General features: G+C 41.2%; 15 protein-coding genes. All 15 read right to left on the bottom strand.

The genetic code is table 11. From position 1 onward, the window contains the following. Positions 1 to 104 precede the first annotated feature (104 nt). Complete coding sequence (pnp, locus tag G8761_RS04300; protein ID WP_166024003.1) at positions 105 to 2,231, bottom strand: polyribonucleotide nucleotidyltransferase; 2,127 nt, start codon at positions 2,229 to 2,231, stop codon at positions 105 to 107. Positions 2,232 to 2,433: 202 nt separating this feature from the next. After that, positions 2,434 to 2,703: a 30S ribosomal protein S15 gene (gene rpsO / locus G8761_RS04295; RefSeq protein WP_027322387.1), complete on the bottom strand. Its 270-nt coding sequence runs from the start codon at positions 2,701 to 2,703 to the stop codon at positions 2,434 to 2,436. 238 nt (positions 2,704 to 2,941) lie between these two features. After that, positions 2,942 to 3,904, bottom strand: a complete 963-nt coding sequence (ribF, locus tag G8761_RS04290; protein WP_166024001.1) for a bifunctional riboflavin kinase/FAD synthetase — start codon at positions 3,902 to 3,904, stop codon at positions 2,942 to 2,944. 30 nt (positions 3,905 to 3,934) lie between these two features. Beyond that, positions 3,935 to 4,858 (bottom strand): tRNA pseudouridine(55) synthase TruB, encoded by a 924-nt coding sequence (truB, locus tag G8761_RS04285; protein ID WP_166023998.1) that lies wholly within the window; start codon positions 4,856 to 4,858, stop codon positions 3,935 to 3,937. Positions 4,859 to 4,987: 129 nt separating this feature from the next. Then, positions 4,988 to 5,362 carry a 30S ribosome-binding factor RbfA gene (gene rbfA, locus G8761_RS04280; protein ID WP_166023996.1) on the bottom strand — a complete coding sequence of 125 codons (375 nt, stop codon included), beginning with the start codon at positions 5,360 to 5,362 and terminating at the stop codon, positions 4,988 to 4,990. An 18-nt stretch (positions 5,363 to 5,380) separates the two neighbouring features. Then, positions 5,381 to 5,662: a DUF503 domain-containing protein gene (locus G8761_RS04275; RefSeq protein ID WP_166023994.1), complete on the bottom strand. Its 282-nt coding sequence runs from the start codon at positions 5,660 to 5,662 to the stop codon at positions 5,381 to 5,383. Beyond that, on the bottom strand, positions 5,659 to 8,004 hold the full coding sequence (gene infB / locus G8761_RS04270; protein ID WP_166023992.1) for a translation initiation factor IF-2: 2,346 nt from the start codon (positions 8,002 to 8,004) through the stop codon (positions 5,659 to 5,661). Before infB ends, G8761_RS04275 begins: the two co-directional genes overlap by 4 nt. A gap of 19 nt (positions 8,005 to 8,023) precedes the next feature. Continuing rightward, positions 8,024 to 8,326, bottom strand: coding sequence for a YlxQ family RNA-binding protein (locus G8761_RS04265; protein WP_166023990.1), 303 nt, complete (start codon positions 8,324 to 8,326; stop codon positions 8,024 to 8,026). After that, positions 8,326 to 8,583, bottom strand: a complete 258-nt coding sequence (gene rnpM, locus G8761_RS04260) for an RNase P modulator RnpM (RefSeq protein WP_166024202.1) — start codon at positions 8,581 to 8,583, stop codon at positions 8,326 to 8,328. Before rnpM ends, G8761_RS04265 begins: the two co-directional genes overlap by 1 nt. A gap of 29 nt (positions 8,584 to 8,612) precedes the next feature. After that, the gene (gene nusA, locus G8761_RS04255) at positions 8,613 to 9,740 is read right to left on the bottom strand and encodes a transcription termination factor NusA (protein ID WP_166023988.1); all 1,128 of its coding nucleotides are present in this window, start codon (positions 9,738 to 9,740) and stop codon (positions 8,613 to 8,615) included. A 78-nt stretch (positions 9,741 to 9,818) separates the two neighbouring features. Beyond that, complete coding sequence (rimP, locus tag G8761_RS04250; RefSeq protein ID WP_166023986.1) at positions 9,819 to 10,289, bottom strand: ribosome maturation factor RimP; 471 nt, start codon at positions 10,287 to 10,289, stop codon at positions 9,819 to 9,821. Positions 10,290 to 10,513: 224 nt separating this feature from the next. Next, the gene (locus G8761_RS04245; RefSeq protein ID WP_166023984.1) at positions 10,514 to 14,839 is read right to left on the bottom strand and encodes a PolC-type DNA polymerase III; all 4,326 of its coding nucleotides are present in this window, start codon (positions 14,837 to 14,839) and stop codon (positions 10,514 to 10,516) included. Between the two features lie 837 nt (positions 14,840 to 15,676). Continuing rightward, positions 15,677 to 17,380 (bottom strand): proline--tRNA ligase, encoded by a 1,704-nt coding sequence (locus tag G8761_RS04240; protein WP_166023982.1) that lies wholly within the window; start codon positions 17,378 to 17,380, stop codon positions 15,677 to 15,679. A gap of 105 nt (positions 17,381 to 17,485) precedes the next feature. After that, positions 17,486 to 18,748: an RIP metalloprotease RseP gene (gene rseP, locus G8761_RS04235; protein WP_166023980.1), complete on the bottom strand. Its 1,263-nt coding sequence runs from the start codon at positions 18,746 to 18,748 to the stop codon at positions 17,486 to 17,488. Between the two features lie 86 nt (positions 18,749 to 18,834). Then, complete coding sequence (locus G8761_RS04230) at positions 18,835 to 19,986, bottom strand: 1-deoxy-D-xylulose-5-phosphate reductoisomerase (RefSeq protein ID WP_166023978.1); 1,152 nt, start codon at positions 19,984 to 19,986, stop codon at positions 18,835 to 18,837. Between the last annotated feature and the right edge of the window lie 18 nt (positions 19,987 to 20,004).

The raw sequence follows: 20,004 nt of genomic DNA, 5'->3' as shown, positions 1-20,004 counted from the left end.
TATATTTTGCAGCAATAAGAGCAAGCTGGAGCACTGCACAACGGCCGGCGTGAAAGGCACTGTCATATGTCGTGGAGACGTTAACCTTTCATACCTGTTTTGTGTTACTCTTGATTTTGTTCTTTTTGCTCTCTTTCCTTTTGTTCTTTCAGAACAGCTTTACGTGATAGATTTACACGGCCCTGACGGTCGATTTCTGTTACTTTTACCAAAATTTCATCACCGATGGAAACAACATCCTCTACTTTTCCTACGCGCTCTTCAGCAAGTTCGGAAATATGGACCAATCCATCTTTTCCAGCGAATATTTCAACAAAAGCTCCGAATTTTTCAATTCGTTTTACTTTACCAAGGTATTGTTCACCAACTTGAACTTCACGAACAATATCCTCAATAATTTGCTTAGCTTTTTGGTTCATTTCTTCATTAGTTGAAGCAATGAACACTGTGCCATCTTGTTCAATATCAATTTTTACGCCAGTTTCTTCAATGATTTTATTGATCTGCTTACCGCTTGGCCCAATAACATCACGGATTTTATCCGGATTGATTTTCATGGTTAAAATCTTAGGTGCATACTTGGAAAGCTGCGGTTTTGGTTCAGAAAGAGTAGCAAGCATAGATTTAAGAATTTGCATTCTGCCTTTTTTAGCCTGCTGAAGCGCCTCTTCAAGAATTTCACGAGAAAGACCTTCAATCTTAATATCCATTTGAAGTGCAGTAACACCTTTTTCAGTACCTGCTACTTTAAAGTCCATATCCCCAAGGTGGTCTTCCATTCCCTGAATATCAGTTAAAACAGAATAGTATTCACCAGACTTAATAAGACCCATAGCAATTCCGGCAACAGGAGCTTTAATAGGTACACCAGCATCCATCATCGCAAGCGTACTAGCACAGATACTTGCCTGGGAAGTGGAGCCATTGGATTCCAATACTTCAGATACAAGCCTGATAGTATATGGGAAATCCTTTTCAGAAGGAATGATTGGCTCAAGTGCTCTTTCACCCAATGCTCCATGCCCGATTTCACGGCGGCCCGGTCCTCTGATTGGACCTGTTTCACCTACACTAAAGGAAGGGAAGTTATAATGGTGCATAAAACGTTTTTCTTCTTCAAGTCCTAAACCGTCCAATATTTGAACGTCACCCATTGCACCCAGCGTACATATGCTTAATGCTTGAGTCTGACCGCGGGTAAACAGGCCTGAACCATGAGTACGAGGCAATAAATTAACCTGTGAAGACAGCGGACGAATTTCCTCTAATCCACGGCCATCCGGGCGAACCTTTTCCTCAGTAATTAAACGGCGAACCTCACCCTTAACAATCTTATCAAGGATTTGCTTGATTTGTTTTAACGTATCATCATTTGCTTCCTGCTCTGTGTATTTCTCCAGAACTTTGGCTTTGACTTCTTTTATGGCCGCTTCACGGGCGTGCTTTTCCTGAACCTGAATAGCCTGTACCATTTCACCTTCGCACATTCCTCTTACTTCTGCTTCAAGTTCTTTGTCTAATTCAAATAAAACAATATTCAATTTTTCTTTACCGATTTCAGCCACAATTTTTTCCTGGAATTCAATTAGACGCTTGATTTCCTCATGACCGAACATGATTGCCTCAAGCATGACTTCTTCAGGAACCTCAAGGGCACCCGCTTCTACCATGTTGATTGCGTCCTTTGTTCCCGCAACCGATAAATGAATATCGCTCTTTTCACTTTGTTCCACAGTTGGATTGATGATAAATTTACCATCAATACGTCCAACAATTACCCCAGCGATCGGGCCTTCAAATGGAATGTCCGAAACACTTAAAGCAAGTGAAGAACCAAACATCGCAGCCATTTCCGGCGGACAATCCTGATCCACACTCATTACAATACTGATAACCTGGACATCATTTCGGAAACCGTCTGCAAAAAGAGGACGAATTGGTCTGTCGATTAAACGGCTTGCCAAAATCGCTTTTTCACTTGGACGGCCTTCACGTTTAATAAAGCCACCAGGGATTTTTCCTACTGCATACAAACGCTCCTCGTAGTTTACAGTTAAAGGAAAGAAGTCCAGATTTTTTGGTTCCTTTGATGCTGTAGCAGTACTTAAAACAGCTGTGTCGCCGTAACGCACCATAACTGCTCCATTAGCCTGCTTTGCGAGCTGGCCTATTTCAACAGTAAGCTTGCGGCCTGCCCATTCTATGGAATATTCGTGTTTATTTTGTTCCATTTATTTTACCCCTCTCTGCCTGAATCACGGCAAAGCATGATTTCAGGTATATAGCGCCATTGACTGTTACATAAAAACTGGATTTTATTTGACAAATTATTATTAGTATGGACAATTTCAAGGAAGTTTAAATATATGTATAGAAGATTCTTTATCTTTTTTAGGCTAATAAAAAAGCGGGAAAAAATCCCGCTTTAACAGACTATCGACGTAGACCAAGCTTATTGATTAATACGCGGTAGCGTTGAACGTCTTTATTACGCAGGTAAGTTAAAAGATTACGACGTTTACCGACCATCTTCAAAAGACCGCGACGTGAGTGGTGGTCTTTCTTATGCGTACGTAAATGTTCATTCAAAGTGTTGATTGATTCAGTAAGGACAGCGATTTGAACTTCTGCAGATCCAGTGTCGCTTTCATGAGTTTTATACTCATTGATCAGTTCATTTTTACGCTCTTGAGAGATTGCCATCCTGTTCACCTCCTAATTTTCGTATCCCCTGTTACTGAGCAAACGTTGGTGAATCGCATTGCCAAGCAAAGGTTCTTTTGTAATACGTTTATAAGAATACAGGTTTTCGCTAAAAAATGCAAGTATTAAGAAGATGTTTTTGTTTACTATTTGGCTCGGTTATAGTTCACTGTTGATTTTCGGCACTCGGCGCTTGCTTTCCGCTGCAATCAACATAGCGCAAAATCAACAATATGCTTTAATATTTTAAATGCGCATTGTAATTCTGAAAGTATTCCTGTGCGGTCTGTTTATCTTTTTCGATTTGAGCGACCAGTTCATTTATACCAGAAAACTTTTGTTCTCTTCTAATAAACTGATGCCATTCCACAATAGCTTCTTCCCCGTAAATATCCTGATCGAAATTAAATAGATGTACCTCAACCGAAGGACGTTTTTCAGCCTGGCTCTTAAAGGTGGGCTTATTTCCGATATTGCATACACCCTCGTACCAGGACCCTTTAACATGCATTTTTACGGCATAGACACCAAGCGGAGGAAGGATATAATCATCACTTACTCCAATATTAGCTGTCGGGAAACCAATCGTTCTCCCTCGTTTATCACCATGGATAACAGGGCCCGGTGTTCTATAAAATCTTCCTAAAAGTTCAGGGAGTTCGGCAGTTCTGCCATCTCTCAGCAACTGGCGAATTATAGTGGAGCTAACTTTTTCTTCATGTATGGTCAATTTGGGTACAACAGTGAAGGAGAACTCGCCTCTCGAATGAAAGGGTATTGTTTCCATAGTCCCTTTTCCCATTCTTCCGTATGTATAGTCAAAACCCGCAACTAAATGTTTAACATTTAGATTAATAATATATTGATCAATAAACTCCTGTGGAAGGAGGTTCGCAAACTCAGCTGTAAAATGTACAACAAAAAGAAAATCAATGCCAAGAGCGGAAATCACTCTGATTTTTTCCTGTAAAGGAGTTATGTACTCAACATGCTGTACACTCTTGCCAAGCACTACTGAAGGATGGGGATCAAAGGTCATTACGGCACTTTTCCAGCCATTTTCCAGAGCTGTCTTTTTAGCTTCCAGTATTACTTTTTGATGACCGAGATGAACTCCGTCAAAATAGCCCAGGGCAATAGATAGCGGGGGCATTTCAGTTTTATTAATATAATTAGGGAAATTTAGCTTGATGATTTCCACGATTTAAGTCACCTTTTCTGTTCAGTACCTCTACAGCTCCTGATCATTTCGTAAAACCTTAATAGGCTTCATAAGCCCTGTTTTCTCAGGATGATGTGAATAGATTGCGAGAGCTAAACCATTTTCAGCTTCTACTACAATCGGGCCTTCTATTTCCTTTAATTCTTCGGGAATATTCAGTACTGCACCATTTTTCACTTTCTCTGCTACTTTATCACTTATCCTTAATTTCGGCAAATGAGAAAGCGCTGTTTCAATGGGCCTTAAAACCTCTTGAATGCAGCCTGTTTCCATCCTCTCTTCCACTTGTTCAAAAGTCAGACAGTCCTCAATCGTATATGCTGCCGATTCAATCCTTACGAGATTGGACATATGGGCAGGGCAGCCTAGCTTTTCCCCTATCATTACAGCTAGTGTTCTGATATATGTTCCTTTTCCGCAATGTACCCTGAATCTAAAGGAAATCGTACTTCCTGAAAACTCCGATCGTGAATCGAGCAGTTCAATACTTTTTATCATTACTTTTCTAGTCGGCCGTTCTACTTCAATTCCTTGCCGTGCATATTCATAGAGTCGTTTTCCATTCACTTTTACAGCTGAAAACATGGGAGGAGTTTGTTCAATCAGCCCTGTTAAAGATTGAAGTACATCAAGAATCTCCTCTCTTGGAATAACCCGGTCTACAGCTTTTTCTTCCACTGTCTCCCCTGAAGCATCTTCAGTCGTAGTTGAAAAACCAAGAGTTGCTTCTCCTTCATATGATTTACCTGCATCGGTTATGTATTCAGCAATTTTGGTTGCTCTTCCAATGCAAATGGGGAGCACTCCGGTTACATCCGGGTCCAGGGTTCCGGTGTGGCCAATTTTCTTGGTTTTTAAGATTTTCCTAAGCCTAAAAACACAATCATGCGATGTCATTCCTGCTGGTTTAAATAATGGTAAAATCCCTTCCAAGTTGTTCCCTCCTTATTGAAAATTGATAGGCTGACACTAATTTTTTTATAATTGCAGCTTACGGTCTTTACTAGTATATCTCTTATTAGCCGAAAAAAATGGATAGACAAATGTCTATCCATTCTGTAATTACTCTTCATTCTCCGTATTACTTGAATCAGATTCATCCTTATGAATTTCATGAAGAATTGTTTCTATTTTGTTTCCATAATCAATCGATTCATCGAATTCAAATACAATTTCCGGAGTTTTCCGCAAGCGGATTCTTTGGCCAATTTCCGTTCTGATAAAGCCTTTAGCTTTAGCAAGTCCCTTAAGAGTATTTTCCCTCTGTTCCTCGCCGCCCAAAACGGATATATAAACTTTAGCCTGTTGAAGATCACCTGTGACCTGAACATCTGTGACGGTGACAAAACCGATCCGTGGATCTTTGATTTTGCGGCCAATGATGTCACTAAGTTCCTTTTTCATTTGCTCTCCAACTCGATTTGCTCTGTGGCTCATTATTATTCACCTCAAACTTTAAAGCCATTCTACTTCGGTAATTGTCCGCTCTATTTCTGGAAACGAATCAATCATTTGAAGGGCACTCTGAAGTTCTTTTTCAACCATAACCTTCGAAGAGGAGACCCCGGCAATGGCAATCTTCGTTCTTTGCCATACGTCCTGATAGCCTGCCTCAGCAACCGAAAGATTATACCTTTGCCTCAAACGGCTCAGTATCCTCTGTAGCACTGCCCGTTTGTCTTTCAAAGAATGAGCGTCATAAATGATGCATTCACATTCGGCAACGCCGACGATCATTTACGCTCTACTTCTTCCATTATAAATGCTTCAATAATATCTCCTTCTTTAACATCATTGAAGTTTTTAATGGTAATACCGCATTCGTAGTTCTGGGCAACCTCTTTCACATCATCCTTGAAGCGTTTGAGGGCATCGATTGTACCTTCAAAAGTGACCACTCCATCCCTGATAAGGCGGATTCCGCTGTCACGGGTAATCTTTCCATCCGTTACATAAGATCCGGCAATAGTACCAATTTTAGATACTTTAAAGGTCTGGCGGACTTCTGCCTGGCCAATGATTTTTTCCTGGAATTCCGGATCCAGCATACCCTTCATTGCAGCTTCAATTTCTTCAATTACCTTGTAAATAATGCGGTGAAGACGAACATCTACTTTTTCAGCTTCAGCTGCACGTTTTGCATTCGCATCTGGACGAACGTTAAATCCAATTACAATAGCGTTTGAAGCAGCCGCAAGTGTGATATCAGATTCGTTGATAGCACCTACTGCTGTATGGATAATGCGGATATTGACACCCTGAACGTCAATTTTCTGTAAAGAAGCAGATAGAGCTTCTGCAGAACCTTGTACGTCCGCTTTAATAATTACGTTTAGGTCTTTCATTTCCCCTTGTTTCAATTGTTCAAACAAGTTATCCAGACTTACACGAGATTTTTCTCCACGCTGTGCAACCAATGCCTGTTGGGAACGGGCTTCTCCGACCTGGCGGGCAGTCTTTTCATCAGGAAGGACTACGAAACGGTCTCCTGCCTGAGGAACATCATTAAGACCAGTAATCTCTACAGGTGTAGATGGGCCTGCTTCTTTTACGCGGCGGCCAAGGTCATTTACCATAGCACGCACACGGCCAAAAGTATTTCCGACAACGATTGGATCGCCAATTTTAAGAGTTCCATTTTGGACAAGCAATGTTGCTACAGAACCCCTGCCTTTATCCAATTGTGCTTCAATGACTGTTCCTACTGCATTTCGGTTTGGATTAGCTTTATATTCTTCCACTTCACCAACAAGCAGAATCATTTCTAACAATGAGTCAATGCCTTCACCTGTTTTAGCAGACAGTGGAACGAAAATGGTTTCCCCACCCCATGCTTCAGGTACTAGACCGTGTTCAGTCAATTCCTGCATAACTTTATCCGGGTTGGCAGCTGGTTTATCCATCTTGTTTACCGCTACAATGATTGGAACTTCAGCAGCTTTGGCATGGTTAATCGCTTCAACTGTTTGAGGCATTACACCATCATCTGCTGCTACAACAAGAATGGTAATATCCGTGATTTTTGCACCGCGTGCACGCATCGTTGTAAAAGCTGCGTGGCCTGGAGTATCAAGGAATGTAATCTTTTTGCCGTTTTCAACTACCTGATAGGCACCAATATGCTGGGTAATTCCCCCTGCTTCGCCTTCCGTTACTTTTGTGTTACGGATGCTGTCAAGCAAGGTTGTTTTACCATGGTCAACGTGACCCATGATTGTAACTACTGATGGTCTTTCAACCAGATTTTCTGTTTCATCTTCTGTAAAGTAAACTTCAAGGTCGGTTACATCGATCTTGATTTCTTCTTCAACTTCGACACCATATTCACCGGCAATTAATTCGATTGCATCTTTATCAAGTTCCTGGTTAATGGTAGCCATTACACCAAGAAGGAACAGCTTTTTGATGATTTCAGATGGCTCCCGGTGAAGTTTTTTTCCAAGTTCAGCAACTGTTAATGATTCACTGAAAGTGATTTTTGCCGGAAGCTCTCTTTCTTTCTTAGGCTGTGGCGGCTGATGGTTAGTTTGATGCTGCGGCCGCTTATTGTTATTATTATTTCTTTGCTGAAAATTATTATTTCTGCCTTTTCCTTTGTTGAAGCCGCCTCTATTTTGGGGCTGGTCGCTCTTTTTAACCTGTGCTTCCTTTGCTTTGGTAGCGGCAGTATTTACCTTAACCTTTGAAGGAGCTACATTTTTTTCATCATCGTCATCAAAAGCCTGTGCTTTTGTCTTTGGTACTACTTGAGCTGCCGGTTTTTGAGGAGATTGTGAAGGTCTCTGGCTTTGATTTGGACGCTGTTGACCGCTTGCCTGACCTTGGCCCTGCTTTTGCTGCTGGCCATTTCCAGACCTTTGCTGCTGGCCCTGAGCATTGTTTTGCTGAGTATTTGCAGGACGCTGTTCGTTCTTTTCTGCTTTTTTATTATAAATGGCATCCAATTTTGTGAGTGCCTCATTTTCAATTGTTGCCATATGATTGGATACCTCTATATTCATATCTTTTAATTTTGAAATAACATCTTTACTTGAAATATTGTATTTTTTCGCATATTCATATACACGAGTTTTCGTCATACTTTCACCCCCGCTAGAATTAATCGAGCATCGAAACCAGCTTATTGGCAAATCCAGCATCCATTACAGCAACAACTACGCGGGCTTCTTTGCCAATCGCATGCCCTAGAAGATGGCGATCTTCCACAATCTTGTATGGAACCTCGTAAGATTTACATTTATCTGTAATTTTTTTCGTTGTATTTGCAGATGCATCTGCCGATAATAATATGAGCTTCGCTTTACCGCGTTGGATTTCCTTAACGGAAAGCTCTTCACCCGAAATGATCTTCCGTGCCCGATTGGCTAAGCCAAGTACTGACATCCATTGATTCGTTCTCATTAGGATTGTCGTTTCTCCTTCTCTATGAGCTCAAGAAGTTCTTCATATAATGATTCATCTATTTGTGTCTGGAGATGATTGGATAAGGTGTTTTTTTTCCTAGCCAGAAGGACAGCGTCTTTGTCTTTTGACAAATAAGCGCCCCGACCGGATTTTTTACCGGTTAAATCTAGGGAAACCTCTCCCTCTTTAGTGCGAACGATGCGAACGAGTTCTTTTTTCGGCTTCATTTCACCGGTTGCCACACATTTGCGCATTGGAACTTTTTTCACGATCCCTCACCCCGTTAATCCAAATCTAAATCCTGATCAAAATCATCGTCCGCAGTATCTTCTTCCTTCAAAAGTCTGAATGACTCTTCACGAGGATAAATACCAATATCACGGGCATCTGTTTCTGATTTTATATCAATTTTCCAGCCTGTAAGCTTTGCAGCAAGGCGTGCGTTTTGACCGCGTTTACCAATAGCAAGAGAAAGCTGGTAATCCGGAACAATAACAGTTGTCGCCTTTTCACCCTCATTTACAATAACATCAAGCACCTTGGAAGGACTCAATGAATTAGCGACAAAAACAACCGGGTCATCTGACCACTTAACAATATCAATTTTTTCGCCCTTTAATTCATTTACAACCGCCTGTACCCTTGTCCCTTTTGGACCAACACAAGATCCTACTGGGTCTACTTCGGTATTTTCGGAATGAACAGAGATTTTGGAGCGGTCTCCGGCTTCCCGGGCTACAGATTTAATTTCAACAGTGCCATCATAAATCTCTGGAACCTCGATTTCAAATAAGCGCTTGAGCAGGCCAGGATGAGTACGCGAAACAAAGATTTGTGGGCCTTTTGTTGTTTTTTCTACCTTTGTAATATACACTTTAATGCGGTCATGAGGCTTGTAGCGTTCATTTGGCATTTGCTCATTAACTGGGAGCAACGCTTCTATCTTGCCAAGGCTCACATAGATAAATTTGGAATCAAGCCTTTGAACAATACCAGTCATGATATCTTCTTCCCGGTCGATAAACTCCGAATAAATAATGCCTCTTTCAGCTTCACGAACACGTTGTGTTACCACCTGTTTCGCAGTTTGAGCGGCAATTCTTCCAAAGTCCTTTGGCGTTACTTCCATCTCTACTACATCTTCAACCTGGTAATTTGGATTCATATTTTTTGCTTCTTCAAGAGAAATTTCAAGGCGTGGGTCAAATACCTGATCCACTACTTCTTTTCTTGCAAAAACTTTCATAGATCCGTTCCCGAGATTCAAGTCGATCCGCACATTCTGTGCCTGGTTAAAATTACGTTTGTATGCTGAAACCAGCGCTGCTTCCATTGCTTCTATTAAGACATCCCTGGAAATGCCTTTTTCTTTTTCCAGCAATGTTAGAGCATCCAATAATTCACTGCTCATAAAAGGTTATCCCCCTTTAACTTCATATTCAATTTTTACCAAGCCTGAGCTAGGCTAGGGTGCTTACGCTTTTCTTAATCATCCAAATGAAACCGCAAGACGTGCGCTTGCAATTTTTTCATAGGGGATTTCTACCTTCTTGGTGCGAGTTTTAATTTGAACGTTCACCTTAACAGTCTGGCCGTCAAATTCAGCCAGTGTTCCTTCAAATGTTTTTTCACCATCAATAGGTTCATATGTTCTCAAAAATACTCTTTTGCCGACAGCCTTTTCAAAGTCCTTATCCTTTTTCAGAGGCCGTTCAGCTCCAGGAGATGAAACTTCAAGAAAATAGTTATGGGGAATTGGATCTAATGCATCAAGTTTTTCGCTAAGCTTCTCGCTCACGACACCGCATTCTTCAATATCCACGCCATTATCCTTGTCAATGTATACACGGAGGAACCAATTTTTCCCTTCCTTTACATACTCGACTTCAACAAGTTCAAGTCCCAGCTCATCTGTAATCGGTAAAACAAGTTCTTCCACTGTCTCTGTTACCTTGCTCATGTCCGACCTCCTTTTTTCGTAAACTCGTTACTTATTTTACGTTTTTAAACGGATTGTTTTATGCCTTTAACGGCTATCAGCATGCTAAAAAAACCCAATACAATACGAAAGAGCGGGTTGCCCCACTCTTGAATACGAGAGTATTTCTTAGTATTTCCAATAAAACTATACCATAACCATATTCTATATGCAAATGAATTGGAGCAGCTCCAGCCGCTCACCACTTAGAATAGTGAGAGCTGGTTTTGTTCTGGGAGTGAACCCAGACAGCCCTGTTTATCCAGATACTCCAGGATGGTTTTTGATACTTTTCCTCGCTGCTGCAGATCCTCTTTTGATAGGAACTCTCCATTCTTGCGGGCATTCACTATATTGACTGCCGCATTCGTACCAAGTCCAGGTATTGAATTAAACGGCGGGATTAGAGTATTTCCTTCAATAATAAATTCGGCCGCAGCTGATTTATATAAATCAATCTTTTGGAAGGACAAGCCTCGCTCCGTCATTTCCAATGCCAATTCAAGCACAGTCAGCAAACTCTTTTCTTTTGGAGCAGCATCCAGGCCTTTTGCATTAATTTCTTCAATTTTAGAACGGATCGATTCGGACCCCCTTGCCATGGCCTCAATATCGAAGTCTTCTGCTCTTACCGTAAAGTAGGCAGCGTAATACATCAACGGATGATGGACTTTAAAATAAGCAATCCTTACTGCCATCAAAACGTAAGCGGCCGCGTGGGCTTTAGGGAACATATACTTAATCTTCTTGCAGGAATCAATGTACCATTCTGGCACTTCGTTCTTCCGCATTTCCGCTTCCATTTCCTCGGACAAACCTTTTCCTTTACGTACAGATTCCATAATTTTAAAGGCAAAGGCAGGATCCAGTCCCTGATAGATCAGGTAAACCATGATATCATCACGGCAGCCGATTACCTCGCTCAGGTTACAAATTTTATTATGAATCAGTTCCTGCGCATTTCCAAGCCATACATCCGTACCGTGTGAAAGACCAGATATCTGAACTAATTCAGAAAAGGTAGTTGGCTTTGTGTCTTCAAGCATTTGCCTTACAAACCTTGTTCCAAACTCTGGTATACCCAAAGTTCCTGTTTTACACATGATTTGTTCTTCTGTTACTCCCAGCGATACGGTATTGCTAAATATTTTCATAACCTCAGGATCATCAGTTGGAATGGTTTTCGGATCTATTCCGCTCAAATCCTGAAGCATCCTGATAACCGTTGGATCATCGTGTCCAAGTATATCAAGCTTCAGCAAGTTATCATGAATGGAATGGAAATCAAAGTGTGTTGTTTTCCATTCAGATGAACTGTCATCCGCAGGAAATTGAATAGGAGAAAAATCGTAAATATCCATATAATCAGGTACTACGATGATTCCCCCCGGGTGCTGTCCTGTTGTCCTTTTTACCCCGGTACAGCCGGAAGCCAGACGGTCAATTTCTGCCCCTCTGATCATGAGATTGTTATCCTGCTGGTAAGCTTTTACATAACCATAGGCTGTTTTGTCTGCAACCGTACCAATGGTTCCTGCACGGTAAACATTATCTTCGCCAAAGAGAACCTTCGTGTAATTATGTGCTCTTGGCTGATATTCACCTGAGAAGTTCAAGTCGATATCCGGGACCTTGTCCCCCTTAAACCCAAGGAATGTTTCAAAAGGAATATCATGTCCGTCCTTGCGGTATTTTCCGCCGCATTGCGGACAATCTTTATCAGGAAGGTCAAAGCCGGAACCAACGGAACCGTCATTAAAAAATTCAGAATGCTTGCATGCCGGACAGACATAGTGCGGCGGAAGCGGGTTTACCTCGGTAATTTCCATCATAGTTGCGACAAAGGACGAGCCAACCGAACCCCGGGAACCTACCAGATAGCCATCATCAAGCGATTTTTTTACGAGTTTATGAGAGATAAGATAAATAACCGAGAATCCATGGCCGATGATACTCTTAAGTTCTTTCTCGAGCCGCGCTTCCACTATTTCAGGAAGTTCTTCGCCGTAAATGCTCCGGGCCATTGCGTAACTCATGTCACGTGTTTCATCCTCGGCACCTTCAATTTTGGGCGTATAAAGATCATCCTTTATCGGCTTAATAGCGTCAATCATATCAGCAATTTTATTTGTGTTATCTACAACTATTTCTTTTGCCTTTTCTTTGCCTAAGAATGAAAACTCATCCAACATTTCATTAGTTGTCCTAAAATGAACATCCGGCAGCTGATGCCTGTTTAAAGGATTAGCACCGCCCTGGGAATTAATTAGGATTTTGCGGTATATCTTATCGTTTTCATTTAAATAATGAACATTTCCTGTTGCGACTACCGGAATTCCAAGTTTATCTCCAAGCTTGACTATGTTTCCAATAATCTCTTCAAGCGCTGTGCGGTCGCGGACTAATTCCATTTCAATCAGCGGTGCATATATAGGCTTAGGATGAACTTCCAGATAGTCATAGAAACGGGCAGCTTCCTCAACCTCTTCAGGGGATTTCTGCATCATTCCTTCGAAAACCTCACCTCTATCACAGCCGGATCCGACAAGTATACCTTCACGGTATTTTTGCAGCACGGATCTTGGAATTCTTGGTACACGATAGTAATAGTTGAGATGTGAAATGGAAACAAGTTTGAACAGGTTTTTCAGTCCTGTATCATTTTGAGCCAGAAGCGTTATATGATGAGGGCGCGCACGCTGAAAGGCATTTCCCTTACCCATATTATCGTTAAACTGATCGTGGGATTCGATACCTTTTTCCAGAGCATCCTTAAGCATTTTTAATAGTAAATAACCTGTTGCTTCTGCATCATAAATCGCACGGTGATGCTGCGTTAGTTCTACATCGAATTTTTTTGCGAGTGTATTTAAGCGGTGGTTCTTCATTTCAGGATGTAGGAAACGGGCAAGCTCCAGCGTATCAATTACTGGATTCGGTGCTTTTTCCATGCCGATCTTTTTATAGCCAACATTCAAGAAGCCCATATCAAAGGTTGCATTATGCGCTACGAGAATGGAATCAGCGGCCCATTCGTGGAATCTCTTCAGTACATCACCAATTTCAGGGGCATTTTGTACCATATCATCCGTTATACCAGTTAAGTTTATGGTAGTTGCTGAAAGGCGATGGTGCGGATTGGCGAAGGATTCAAACCTGTCGATAATTTCTCCATCATGAATCTTCACCGCTGCTAATTCAATGATTGTGTCATAAACGGCTGAAAGTCCTGTTGTTTCTACGTCAAAAACAACATAAGTGGCTTCAGCTAAATTCCTTTTTGTATCATTATAAGCAATCGGAACTCCATCATCGACAAGGTTAACTTCTACACCGTAAAGGATTTTAATATCATTCTTTTTTCCGGCGCCAAAAGCCTCAGGGAACGATTGGCATACAGCATGGTCTGTCACTGCAATGGCTGTATGTCCCCATTTTTTTGCTTGTCCGATCAATGCACTCACTGGGGTAACAGCATCCATCTGGCTCATCGGTGTATGAAGGTGCAATTCTACACGTTTCTCCCCTGCAGGAGCAGTATCCTTGCGCTGCCGTGGTTTTATTTCGTTAATATCATTTCCTATCATGACAAGGTCTCTAACAAAGGTATCGTTTTGAATGCTTCCTCTTACCTTCAGCCACATTCCTTTTTGTACCCGCTGATACTGTGCAGCATCTTCCTTGTCCCGGGAAAACATTTTAACCATGATAGAACTTGTATAGTCAGTAATCTTAAAGGTTAACAGTGTTCTGCCGCTTCTAAGTTCCCTAGTTTCTGCAAAGAAAACATAGCCTTCAACTGCAATTCTTCTTTCCTCGTCCACAATATCTGCAAGACTGCGGAAATCAGCATCATCTTTAATGGTAAGGCCAATAGTAAGTGGACCATCAGGAACATCTCCTGAGCCCTGGTCTTTTTCAGCTTCACGCTTCTGCATTTCAACCATTGCAAGCAAAGCTCGCTCCTGGTCCTCTTTTTGTTTTTCCTTCAGGAACTTTTCATATTCTTCATTCTGCTCCTGAACTTTAATTTCTGTATCTATTGTAAAGTAAGGGAAGCCATAGGTCTGATAAATATTTGTAATCATTCCTGCATACTTATGCTTTATCGTCATTCCTTCTGTTTCATTTCTCACAGAAAGAACTAACTTAGTTCCCTGAAGTCTTGGTGTTTGTTCATGTAATAGCTTTAAAAGCGGCGGTGAAATTCCGTCGATTTCTCCAATGCAGTTTTTCCAATAATCAAGAACAATCTCCTCATCAAAGGATTGATCTGTTACTTGGATACTAAAGGAAACAGTTGCAATCTGGGAAAAGGTCTTTTCAAGCTGTGCAGTAAACCGGCTGAAAAGGCTGCAAGGCAATACTTTTTCTAATAAAAATTCAAAATGCCATTTACGCGCTTTTTTTTCAACGATCATTTTTTCAATATGTGCATTGTGAAAATGCGGTACTACTACATCTTCTGTCAATTGCAGCTGCTGGAGCAAAAGCTGGAATCGCTCCCTTTTGCCCTGGGTATGATCGCTCATCGGTCTCTCTCCCATCTTTACTAATCTATCTGTTATAACCTTATTGTCAAAAGTTTATTATAGCATAATACAGCTGCCTTTTCGGCTCTTTTCGACATTTTCTTTAAAATGGCTATTTTAATTTTAATACTATTTTTATTTAAAAAACCAGCCTAAACTATCGTGTTTTTATTCGCTATAATCCGCTCCCTTTCCACGGACGAACCACCGAGCCTCCTCGCTCGTAACCTCACTTGCGGGGTCTCGGCTGGCTCGTTTTTCCGCTGGAGTGTCGCAGATTTTAGCTTATATCTAAATATCCTTTTAAATTCAACAGAATTACACGAAGAAAAAGCAACTTTTTTTTCGTGTAAGCGGGTCCGCTAGCCATCACCAAAAAAATTACGACTTCTAACTCTCATACTTCCTCATACAGACAACGAAGTCTACATGATAAAGAAATTAATTCCCTTGAATCCAATTTACGAGAAAAACAGCACCAGCCAATAAAAGGACTAAGCCATTGCTCCAGACAATGATTTTAATTATGAAAACCGCCCAATTCTTTTTTCGCTGTCCAAAGTAGAAAACAACAGCAAAGATTAAAAGAGTTATGATCCCCCTTTTAAAACTGCCTTCTTTGAAAAGGCTAAATATACTAAAAGCCATAAATAAAACATACAGAATTAAATAAATCTGAAACTTCTTTTCTTTTCTTTTTGCCACATGCTCAAATAGATATATGGCTGCTCACTCCAACAAAAGGTCCTTCGTTTTATCTCATATTATCAGTTCAATTCGCAAATTCAACAGAAGAAAAGAGAGTGCCCCAACCTAATAGGGCACTCTCTCATATTTTTATATACTTTTCAGCATGCTTGCCAATGTTCCCGCTAGCTCGCTTCGATTAACTTCTGTTACTTCTCCAGTTTTGCGGACTTTGACTTCAACAATTCCTTCAGAAGCTTTCTTCCCAACTGTTATTCTTAATGGCAGGCCAATAAGGTCAGAATCTGCAAATTTTACACCAGGGCGTTCCTGTCTGTCATCAAACAGAATTTCAAAACGCTCTCCCTGCAGCTCCTTATATAATTCATTAGCCAGCTGTGCCTGTGTTTCGTCTTTCATATTAACTGCAATCAGGTGCAGCTGATATGGGGCGATATTTGCAGGCCAAACTAAGCCGTTTTCGTCATTATATTGTTCTGCTACTGCAGCCACAGTCCTCGAAACCCCAATACCATAACAGCCCATAATCATCGGCTGGCTTTTTCCATTCTCATCCAGGTAAGTAGCGTTCATTGCTTCACTGTATCTAGTTCCCAATTTAAATACGTGGCCAACTTCAATCCCTTTGGCAAAAACGATGGTTCCACTTCCATCAGGAGATGGATCCCCTTCTTTAATAAAGCGCAGGTCTGCATACTGCTCAACATTAAAGTCACGGCCAGGATTCACATTAATAAAATGATAATGTTCTTCATTTGCTCCGCAAACGCCGTTGACAACTGCCTCTACCGCATGATCGGCTACGATTCTTACCTCTGTTACACTTACAGGGCCGAGTGATCCTACAGGACACGATAAAACAGTCTTTGTTTCTTCGGCACTTGCCAGTTCAACTGATCCTGCTTCCAGGAGATTCTTCAATTTAACATCATTAACTTCATGATCTCCGCGAACAAGCACCAAAACATACTGGTCGTCCACTTTGAATAAAAGGCTTTTTATAAGGTTTTCATGACTTACTTCAAGAAAGCCCGCTACCTCTTCAATCGTCTTTTGATTTTCCGTTTTAACCTTATCCATTTCCTTCAAAGCTTCGCTGCTACGTTTATATTCCATCACTATCGGAGCCATTTCAATGTTGGCTGCATAATTGGAGGTATCAGAATAGGCAATAGTATCTTCTCCAATGTCTGACAAGACCATGAATTCATGCGTATCTTTTCCGCCCATAGCCCCTGAGTCAGCTATTACGGCACGGAAATTTAAACCGCATCGGCTGAAAACATTGGAATAAGCCTGAAAAAGTTTTTTATACACCTCGTCAAGGCTTTCTTTGGATGAATGAAAAGAATAGGCATCTTTCATGATAAACTCACGGCCGCGAAGCAAGCCAAAACGAGGACGCTTTTCATCACGGAATTTGGTCTGAATCTGATACAAAGTAAGAGGTAATTTTTTATACGATTTAACTTCATCTCTTACAAGGCTTGTAATTACTTCTTCATGAGTCGCACCAAGGGCAAATTCCCGATCGTTACGGTCTCTTAATCTCATTAGCTCTGGTCCATATGTATACCATCTTCCCGATTCCTGCCACAGTTCGGCCTGTTGAAGTGCTGGCATTAATAACTCAACTGCATCGGCTCCGTCCATTTCTTCACGAACAATATTTTCAACTTTTTGCAAAACCCTCTTACCTAAGGGTAAAAAGCTGTATACTCCACTTGCGTTTTGGCGCATAAACCCTGCCTTCAGCAATAATTGGTGGCTTTTGACCTCTGCGTCTGCAGGAATTTCTCTTAGCGTTGGAATAAGCGTCATACTTTGCTTCATATTGCACCTCTTTAATATATTCATAATTAATCATCAGGAAGCCGCTGAACAATTAATTGAACAGCGGCTTGGGTTGAACCTTCTGTAATACTTAAACTGTGTATTCTATTTTAGAAAAAAGCGCTGAATGTCATTCCAGGTAACGACCAGCATAAGAAGCATTAGGAGAGCAAATCCGATAAAATGGACCATACCTTCCTTTTGGCGGTCAATTGGTTTTCCTCTTAAAGCTTCAACGGCAAAAAACATTAAACGTCCGCCGTCCAGTGCCGGAATTGGAAGAAGGTTCATGATTCCAAGGTTAATACTTAAAATCGCTGCCCATCTCATCAAGTAATAAATTCCGGATTTGGCTACAGTGTCAGTAGAAACGTAAATGCCAACCGGGCCTGAAAGCATGTTTATAGAGAATTGGCCTGTTACCAATTTACCCAGCATCACAAAGATTTCTTTTGTCCAAAAGTAGGTTTGATCAAATCCAAATTTAACAGCCTGCAGAGGAGATTTTTCTACCGGACTGTAAACCCCGATAATTCCTATCTTTTTGCCATCCACTTCTTGTTCCTTTGGAGTAACTGTTATATTTGCATCCTTGCCGCCACGTTTAACCTCAAATTCCAACGGTTTATTTGGGCTTTTGCGAATGATTTCAACAACGTCCTGCCAGCTGGAAATTTCAGCCCCGCCGATTGATTGTACAATATCTCCCTGTTTCAAACCAGCATCTCTTGCTACTCCATCAGGGGTCAACTCTCCAAGCTTTGGATCATTAGATGGTACTCCCTGCAGAAAAGCGATAATGATAAAAACAACGAAAGCAAGGATAAAGTTCATCATCGGGCCTGCGAAGATAGCCATAGTTCTCTGTCCAAGTGTTTTTGAACCAAACTGTCGGTCAATCGGAGCAATTTGTGTCTCAGTTCCATCTTCTACAATATTAGCAACAGGGCTAATCCGGAAAGTCTGCAATTGTTCAGGAGCATCCTCGGCATAGCCTTTAATGAATAAATCCCGTTCAATATCTGCTGTTTCGACTTCCACTATTCTTGCATCAGGGAATTTTTCCTTATTGTTAATGATAATTTTTTTAACCATTTCTTCCTTGTCGAATAATAAACCGATGCGGTACCCTGGTTTAATTTCAATCATTTCAGGGTCTTCACCCGCCATGCGTACAAAACCGCCTATCGGTAAAAGGCGGATTGTGTAGACAGTTTCCCCTTTTTTATGCGAAAACACCTTTGGGCCAAAGCCAATTGCAAATTCACGGCAGAGAATTCCCGCCCGTTTTGCAAATACAAAGTGGCCTAATTCATGGAAGAACACAAGGGCTCCAAAAATAACGATAAAGGCTATTACTGTACTCAAATTAAAACCACCTTTTTAAAAAATAAGGAAAATGATTTCCTTCTTTCACGAAAAACATCTACCTTCAGACCGGATTAAACGTGCGCTTACGCTTTACTAACGAGTGATGTTACATATTTTCTTGCTGCATTGTCTGCTTCCCCAATAGCTTCAAGACTTGGATTAGCAATTGTATTATGAAAGCTCAATGCTTGTTCAATCAAATCTTCAATTTGCAAAAATGTTATTCGGCCTTCAAGAAAGGCAGCAACGGCTGCTTCATTTGCTGCATTTAAAACTGAAGGCAATGTGCCTCCTATTTTTCCTGCTTCAAAAGCAAACTGAAGGCAGCGGAATCGCTGAAAATCCATCTTTTTAAAATTCAGTGTACCAACATCCGCAAGACTTAATCTTTTGGAGGTTTTTAGCGGCGCCCTGTCTGGAAAAGTCAGTGCGTACTGAATGGGAACCCTCATGTCTGGTGTTCCCAACTGGGCAATTACACTGCTGTCATGAAATTCAACCATCGAGTGTATAATACTTTCACGATGAAGCAGAACATCAATTTTTTCGTAAGGCATTGAAAACAGCCAATGCGCTTCAATCACTTCAAGGCCCTTATTCATCATCGTTGCGGAATCTATCGTGATTTTTGCCCCCATTGACCAGTTTGGATGATTAAGTGCATCCGCTACTGTAACATCTTTTAGCTCTTCGCGGGTCCTGTCTCTGAAGCTTCCTCCAGATGCAGTTATAATTAATCGTTCGATATTTTTATATTTTTCTCCCTGGAGTGCCTGGAAAATAGCAGAGTGCTCACTATCAACAGGGAGAAGCGAAACTCCATGCTTCTCGGCCGCTTCCATGACAAGATGGCCTGCAGTAACAAGTGTTTCTTTATTGGCGATGGCAATCGTTTTTTTACTTTCTATCGCCTGCAAGGTTGGATAAAGGCCAACGCTTCCTAATACCGCATTGACTAAGACATCTGCTTTCTCATAAACAGCAACTTCTGTTAATCCCTCGCTCCCATAGGTAAAGCGAATCTGGGGAAACTCAGTTTTAAGCTTTTCACAATCGTCTTTTTTCTGAACCGAAACAAGTTCAGGCTGGTAATCCGATATGATTTGTCTAGCACCATTAATATTTTTTCCTACTGACATCGCCACAAGCCTGAACATATCAGGATGCTCTCGGATGACATCAAGGGTCTGGATACCAATAGATCCAGTAGCTCCCATTAAACTAATCTTCTTCAAAAAACTCAACTCCCTAAC

The organism is Neobacillus terrae (assembly GCF_011393025.1).
GTDB classification, from domain to species: Bacteria; Bacillota; Bacilli; order Bacillales; family Cytobacillaceae; genus Neobacillus_A; species Neobacillus_A terrae.
The sequence above is the reverse complement of the archived record's forward strand: the minus strand, read 5'-3'. Positions and strand labels throughout refer to the sequence as shown.

Excerpts from the sequence above, each read along its gene's own strand:
- pnp (WP_166024003.1), bottom strand. The coding sequence starts at position 2,231 with ATGGAACAAAATAAACACGAATATTCCATAGAATGGGCAGGCCGCAAG.
- rpsO (WP_027322387.1), bottom strand. The coding sequence starts at position 2,703 with ATGGCAATCTCTCAAGAGCGTAAAAATGAACTGATCAATGAGTATAAA.
- rbfA (WP_166023996.1), bottom strand. The coding sequence starts at position 5,362 with ATGAGCCACAGAGCAAATCGAGTTGGAGAGCAAATGAAAAAGGAACTT.
- G8761_RS04275 (WP_166023994.1), bottom strand. The coding sequence starts at position 5,662 with ATGATCGTCGGCGTTGCCGAATGTGAATGCATCATTTATGACGCTCAT.
- infB (WP_166023992.1), bottom strand. The coding sequence starts at position 8,004 with ATGACGAAAACTCGTGTATATGAATATGCGAAAAAATACAATATTTCA.
- G8761_RS04265 (WP_166023990.1), bottom strand. The coding sequence starts at position 8,326 with ATGAGAACGAATCAATGGATGTCAGTACTTGGCTTAGCCAATCGGGCA.
- rnpM (WP_166024202.1), bottom strand. The coding sequence starts at position 8,583 with ATGCGCAAATGTGTGGCAACCGGTGAAATGAAGCCGAAAAAAGAACTC.
- nusA (WP_166023988.1), bottom strand. The coding sequence starts at position 9,740 with ATGAGCAGTGAATTATTGGATGCTCTAACATTGCTGGAAAAAGAAAAA.
- rimP (WP_166023986.1), bottom strand. The coding sequence starts at position 10,289 with ATGAGCAAGGTAACAGAGACAGTGGAAGAACTTGTTTTACCGATTACA.
- G8761_RS04245 (WP_166023984.1), bottom strand. The coding sequence starts at position 14,839 with ATGAGCGATCATACCCAGGGCAAAAGGGAGCGATTCCAGCTTTTGCTC.
- G8761_RS04240 (WP_166023982.1), bottom strand. The coding sequence starts at position 17,380 with ATGAAGCAAAGTATGACGCTTATTCCAACGCTAAGAGAAATTCCTGCA.